Here is a 4,950-nt window from a genome sequence, read left to right on the forward strand (position 1 = left end):
TTTGGTTCTTGTTATTTGGTTCTTGATGCTTTGTATTTCTTTAGAGTTGCAAGTCGCAAGGTACAGGTTACAGGGGCGCCCTCGTTCGGATTTCGGATTTTCTTCTTCGGATTTGACATTTGAATTTTATTTGGTTCTTGTTATTTGGTTCTTGATGCTTTGTATTTCTTTAGAGTTGCAAGTCGCAAGGTACAGGTTACAGGGGCGCCCTCGTTCGGATTTCGGATTTTCTTCTTCGGATTTGACATTTGTATTTTATTTGGTTCTTGTTATTTGCTATTTGATGCTTTGTATTCCCCAGCCTTCCCTTACTTAATCTCACCCATTTTTCCAAGTTTTTGTTTTCAGCTACAGCCTTTAGTTTCGCATTTGTATGACAGCATTTGCACCACTTATAGCAACAAAACTCAATATCCGCGTACAGCAGGCGGAAACCGTACTGGCATTGCTCGCTGAAGGCGCTACCATTCCATTTATCGCCCGCTACCGGAAAGACAGAACCGGTGCCTTAGATGAAGTGGTGATACAACAGATAGAAGATGAAGCTAAAAATCTGAAGGCTTTTACCGAAAGAAAAACGGCCATAGAAAAATCCATTACAGAGCAGGAAAAGATGACGGGGGAATTACAGCAAAAACTAAACAATGCAACTACCCTTGCCGAACTGGAAGATATTTACCTGCCCTATAAGCCCAAACGGAGAACGAAAGCACAGGTAGCAAAGGAAAACGGGCTGGAACCACTGGCTTTGCTGATCCTCGAACAAAAGGATAATGACCTCCATGCTGAAGCGGAAAAATATTTCAATGAAAAAATAACAACCGCTGATGAGGCCCTCCAGGGGGCAAGGGATATTATTGCCGAGCAGGTAAATGAAGATGTGCAGCTTCGCGCCAGGATGCGAAAGCTGTTTGAAGACAAAGCTACCCTGCAGAGTAAAGTAGTGAGCGATAAAGAAACGGAAGGCATAAAGTTTAAGGATTATTTTGATTACAGCGAGCCGGTAATGAAGGTTCCCTCCCATCGTGCGCTGGCTGTGCTGCGGGGCTTTGTGGAAGGAATATTGCGTATTGCCATTGCGCCCGAAGAAGAGCAGGCGGTTGAGCAAATGGAGACCCTGTATGCCAAAGGCATGAGCGAAAGCAGCGCCCAGGTAAGGAAAGCCGTGAAGGATGCTTACCGCAGGCTGCTGCAGCCCGCTCTCGAAACAGAATTCAGAACCATGCTGAAGCAGCGGGCCGATGAGGAAGCCATTAATGTGTTTGCGGAGAACCTGAAACAATTATTATTAAGTTCACCGCTGGGCGGGAAAAAAGTGCTGGCTATTGACCCCGGTTACCGCACCGGGTGTAAAGTAGTATGCTTAGATGAAAAAGGAGCGTTGAAAAAGAATGACCTGATCTATATACACGAGCCCGGAAAGCTGGGCCATTCCGAACATACCATCAGGCGCCTGGTGCAAGCTTTCAGCATTGAGGCCATTGCTATCGGCGACGGCACGGCCGGAAGAGAAACAGAGCAGTTCATAAAAAAACTCGGACTCGGCTTACCCGTTTTTTTGGTTAATGAAGACGGCGCTTCCATTTATTCCGCTTCTGAAATTGCAAGGGAAGAATTTCCCGACCAGGATATTACGGTACGCGGCGCCGTTAGTATAGGCCGCCGCCTGATGGATCCGCTGGCGGAGCTGGTAAAAATTGACCCCAAGAGTATCGGCGTGGGGCAATACCAGCATGACGTGAACCAGTTCAGGCTAAAGGAAAAATTAGACCAAACCGTAGTGAGCTGCGTGAACCAGGTAGGTGTAAACCTCAACACGGCAAGCAAGCATTTGCTTGCCTATGTAAGCGGCATTGGCGGCACCTTGGCCGATAACATCATTACATACCGCAATGAAAACGGCGGCTTTACCAGCCGCAGCCAGCTATTAAAAGTGCCGCGCCTGGGCGGAAAAGCATACGAACAATGCGCCGGTTTTTTGCGCATCAAGGAAGGCGACAATCCTTTAGACGGCAGCGCCGTACATCCCGAAGCCTATGCCATAGTAAAACAAATGGCTGCCGATAATAAGGTAGATGTTAAAACTTTAATTGGAAATGAAACGCTGGTTAAAGACATCAACCCAAAACAATATGTAAGCGAACAATTTGGAGAGCATACGATAGAGGATATTTTAAAAGAACTGCAGAAACCCGGACTGGATCCCCGCAGCGAAGTACAGCAGTTTGAATTTGCGGCTATCTACAGCATTGAAGAAGTGCAGGTGGGTATGGTATTGCCGGGCATTGTTACCAATCTTACCCGCTTTGGCGCTTTTATTGACATTGGCGTAAAGCAGGACGGACTGGTGCACGTGTCGGAAATAGCGCATAAATATATACAGGACCCCGGCGAAGTATTAAAGCTCAACGATAAGGTAACGGTAAAAGTGCTGGAGGTTGACCAGGTGCGCAAACGCATCGCCCTATCTATTAAACAAACACAGGAAGCGCCTCAGCGAAATGAATTCCGCAAAGGTCATAAGCAGTTACCTGAAAAAAAAGAAAAGCAGCCCGACCTGTCTGCTGCTTCGCTCACCGATGCCCTGAGCGCCCTGAAGAAAAAATTTGGGAAATAAGCATATAGAAAATACAAAGCACTAAAAAACAAATAACAAGAACCAAAAAGCAAGAACCAAACCTGCCTGCGGCAGGCAAGCTTGTCCGCCGGGGCGGATAAAATTCAAATAATAAATTCAAAGCGAAATACAATTTCAGCGCTCAAATAAAACAGCTATAGTGCGGAATACTGAAAATGAGAAGGCAGCACAAGTGCCGGGGTCGCATAGCTATGCACATTGCCCGCATGCAGACCCCGGCGCGACACCGTTTATTTCGCTTGTTTCTTCCCTGGTGTCGGGTTCAAGATTGATATATACATTGTTCCCGAAATTCATTTTAAAACTTATGGATTCGGGAGCATCGGTTCCCATTAGTACATGAACTGCTGTGTGGAAGAGCTGCTATTCATACCGCTTTGCAAATGCATCCGCATACCCGTTGATCGCTTCATCTGTTAACTGTTGTGCAGAACTGATCACAAACCTGTAGCGGAAAGTAACGGATTGTCCTGCCGGCAGGGAATAATTCAACGAATCCTTTCCTTTTGTAAAGTCTTTTACACCAAAGGGGTTTGCGGCAAATAATCCATAGCCGCGGGCATGCCAGTACGTTGGGTAATTGATATTGCCGGGATGATCACAGATCACCACTGAAACTTTTTCATCGCCGATGCTTCCGTACAGGGCCATCCACCTGGCCCTTGTGCCCCATACATCTGGTCCCGTAACAGCTTCGCTGCTCCTGTAATTACCGGTAACGCCTTCATTGGGCAGCGCTTTTATTTTTGTGGGCACGCCCTGCGCATCCAACAGGGTCACTTCTTCATCCGATGGTAATTCGAGCTGGCGCGCTACCCTCATGCCCAGGAATCCTTCTTTGGTATCGGGGAAATCTACTTTGCCGCCGGTAGCGGTTAAAACCGAAATCCTGTCTATGATACGGGTCGTTCCTTCGGCAATGAAATGATACGTGCTGCTTTCGGCTATAAGTTCCCTGCCCGATGAATCTACCCAACTGGCTTTTGCCCGCAGTGTGCCTTCTCCATCTCCTCCTTCTGTTGTTTCCACTGCCAGGTGCTTTATAGCGCCCAGCTTAACCTGCCGCTCTCCCTCCGCACCGTTTCCCCAAAAATCGTAGCCGTTTACATTGCCATAATTTAACCAGATGCCCACCTGGTGCCGGTGATCTGAACGCTCGCCTATCCTGGGCTGCAAAGGATAACCACGGGTAATTTCCACGCCGGCTGCATTCAGCACAGGGTATAATACCGGCTTGTACACACTGTCTGGCCAGCAATAGGAGGTAAACAACTTTCCATCCATAAGCACATCCACTTTGTGCTGCGATTCCTGCTTCACAAAAGTTACCGCCACGATAGCGTCATTTTGTTCAGTCCCGGATTTTGGAGCTGATGAATTGCAGGAAAAAGAAAGCCATAGCATAGCCGGTATGAGGGCTGCCGGGAATATTCGTTTTGATGCAATTAAAAGTATAAGCGATTTCATGAGCTATTCTGTTTAATGTTTTATAAAGGGAGGTTATGGGCAACGTTACAGGTTGGCGAAGCGCGGATAATACCATTCCATCCCGCCCGGCTACCGAAGTTGATTTTTTAATTATAGTACAAGTTACAGATTTTGCCGATTGCGTTCCGTCGGGTGGAACAATAGCTGAAAAAAGTACCAAACGCTGACGAACGTATTACGTCTGCCCGCATTTTTACCAAGCCTGTTAGGCATCTGTTTGCTTCTTTGTGTGAGATTCCAACCAGATCAGGATTTCCTTGTATCTAATTTTTCCTGAAGCAATACTAATAACAAAGTCATATTTGTCTTGCTGTGTCGCCTCGATATTATACTTATTAGTCAATAGAAATAATCTTGTCAAAACATAACCTGTCCTTTTATTACCGTCAACAAAAGGATGATTGTTGAGAAGACTTTCTATGAGTGAAGCTGCTTTTTCTAAAACACCGGGATAGAGGTCAGCATTGTCGAAAGTCTGGAATGGTCTTGAGAGCGCAGATTGCAATGCGTCCAAGTCGCGTATGCCATGTGTGCCGCCAAAGGTGTCAACCAGGACTTTGTGTATTTTTTCGGTTTCCTCGATTGAAATCATTTAGCAAGTTTCTGGAGTAAGTCTTTGTCTTCGGAAAGGATTTTTTGCAAAATATCGGAATTAAAAATAGCAGTCCGATGTTTGTCTTCAACACTTTTCAAAAACGCAAGTATATCCTCCAATGCTTTGTCGGAGAAGCGGTCAAGCACTTTAGTGATTTCGTATTTTATTTCGTCTTTAGACATGAACAGGAATTATCATATAAAGATAAGAAATTTCGAAGAACGGTGAC

At 46.0% G+C, this 4,950-nt stretch carries 6 protein-coding genes; 3 read left to right on the forward strand and 3 right to left on the reverse strand.

Annotated features, from left to right (window positions below):
- Both PLE34_RS21600 and PLE34_RS21605 read left to right on the forward strand, forming a co-directional pair.
- Nucleotides 1–316 (forward strand): hypothetical protein (locus PLE34_RS21600; RefSeq protein WP_324560644.1); only part of this gene is annotated, 316 nt, incomplete at its 5' end.
- Nucleotides 317–373: 57 nt separating this feature from the next.
- Nucleotides 374–2,617, forward strand: a complete 2,244-nt coding sequence (locus tag PLE34_RS21605) for a Tex family protein (RefSeq protein WP_324560647.1) — start codon at nucleotides 374–376, stop codon at nucleotides 2,615–2,617.
- Between the two features lie 384 nt (nucleotides 2,618–3,001).
- Here the strand turns inward: PLE34_RS21605 and PLE34_RS21610 are convergent, their stop codons facing one another.
- Nucleotides 3,002–4,105, reverse strand: a complete 1,104-nt coding sequence (locus tag PLE34_RS21610; RefSeq protein WP_324560650.1) for a DUF6807 domain-containing protein — start codon at nucleotides 4,103–4,105, stop codon at nucleotides 3,002–3,004.
- A 35-nt stretch (nucleotides 4,106–4,140) separates the two neighbouring features.
- Here PLE34_RS21610 and PLE34_RS21615 point away from each other — a divergent pair, with 35 nt between their 5' ends.
- Nucleotides 4,141–4,293 (forward strand): hypothetical protein, encoded by a 153-nt coding sequence (locus tag PLE34_RS21615; RefSeq protein ID WP_324560653.1) that lies wholly within the window; start codon nucleotides 4,141–4,143, stop codon nucleotides 4,291–4,293.
- A 38-nt stretch (nucleotides 4,294–4,331) separates the two neighbouring features.
- Here the strand turns inward: PLE34_RS21615 and PLE34_RS21620 are convergent, their stop codons facing one another.
- Both PLE34_RS21620 and PLE34_RS21625 read right to left on the reverse strand, forming a co-directional pair.
- On the reverse strand, nucleotides 4,332–4,718 hold the full coding sequence (locus PLE34_RS21620; RefSeq protein WP_324560657.1) for a type II toxin-antitoxin system death-on-curing family toxin: 387 nt from the start codon (nucleotides 4,716–4,718) through the stop codon (nucleotides 4,332–4,334).
- Nucleotides 4,715–4,903 (reverse strand): hypothetical protein, encoded by a 189-nt coding sequence (locus PLE34_RS21625; RefSeq protein ID WP_324560660.1) that lies wholly within the window; start codon nucleotides 4,901–4,903, stop codon nucleotides 4,715–4,717. The genes PLE34_RS21620 and PLE34_RS21625 overlap by 4 nt, the downstream gene beginning before the upstream one ends.
- Nucleotides 4,904–4,950 lie beyond the last annotated feature (47 nt).

Origin of the sequence: Agriterribacter sp. (assembly GCF_035445465.1) — a bacterium.
In the GTDB taxonomy this organism is placed as follows: domain Bacteria; phylum Bacteroidota; class Bacteroidia; order Chitinophagales; family Chitinophagaceae; genus Agriterribacter.

What these genes read in the sequence shown, in the direction of transcription:
- PLE34_RS21605 (WP_324560647.1), top strand. Translation starts at nt 374, where the DNA reads ATGACAGCATTTGCACCACTTATAGCAACAAAACTCAATATCCGCGTA.
- PLE34_RS21625 (WP_324560660.1), bottom strand. Translation starts at nt 4,903, where the DNA reads ATGTCTAAAGACGAAATAAAATACGAAATCACTAAAGTGCTTGACCGC.
- PLE34_RS21610 (WP_324560650.1), bottom strand. Translation starts at nt 4,105, where the DNA reads ATGAAATCGCTTATACTTTTAATTGCATCAAAACGAATATTCCCGGCA.
- PLE34_RS21620 (WP_324560657.1), bottom strand. Translation starts at nt 4,718, where the DNA reads ATGATTTCAATCGAGGAAACCGAAAAAATACACAAAGTCCTGGTTGAC.
- PLE34_RS21615 (WP_324560653.1), top strand. Translation starts at nt 4,141, where the DNA reads ATGGGCAACGTTACAGGTTGGCGAAGCGCGGATAATACCATTCCATCC.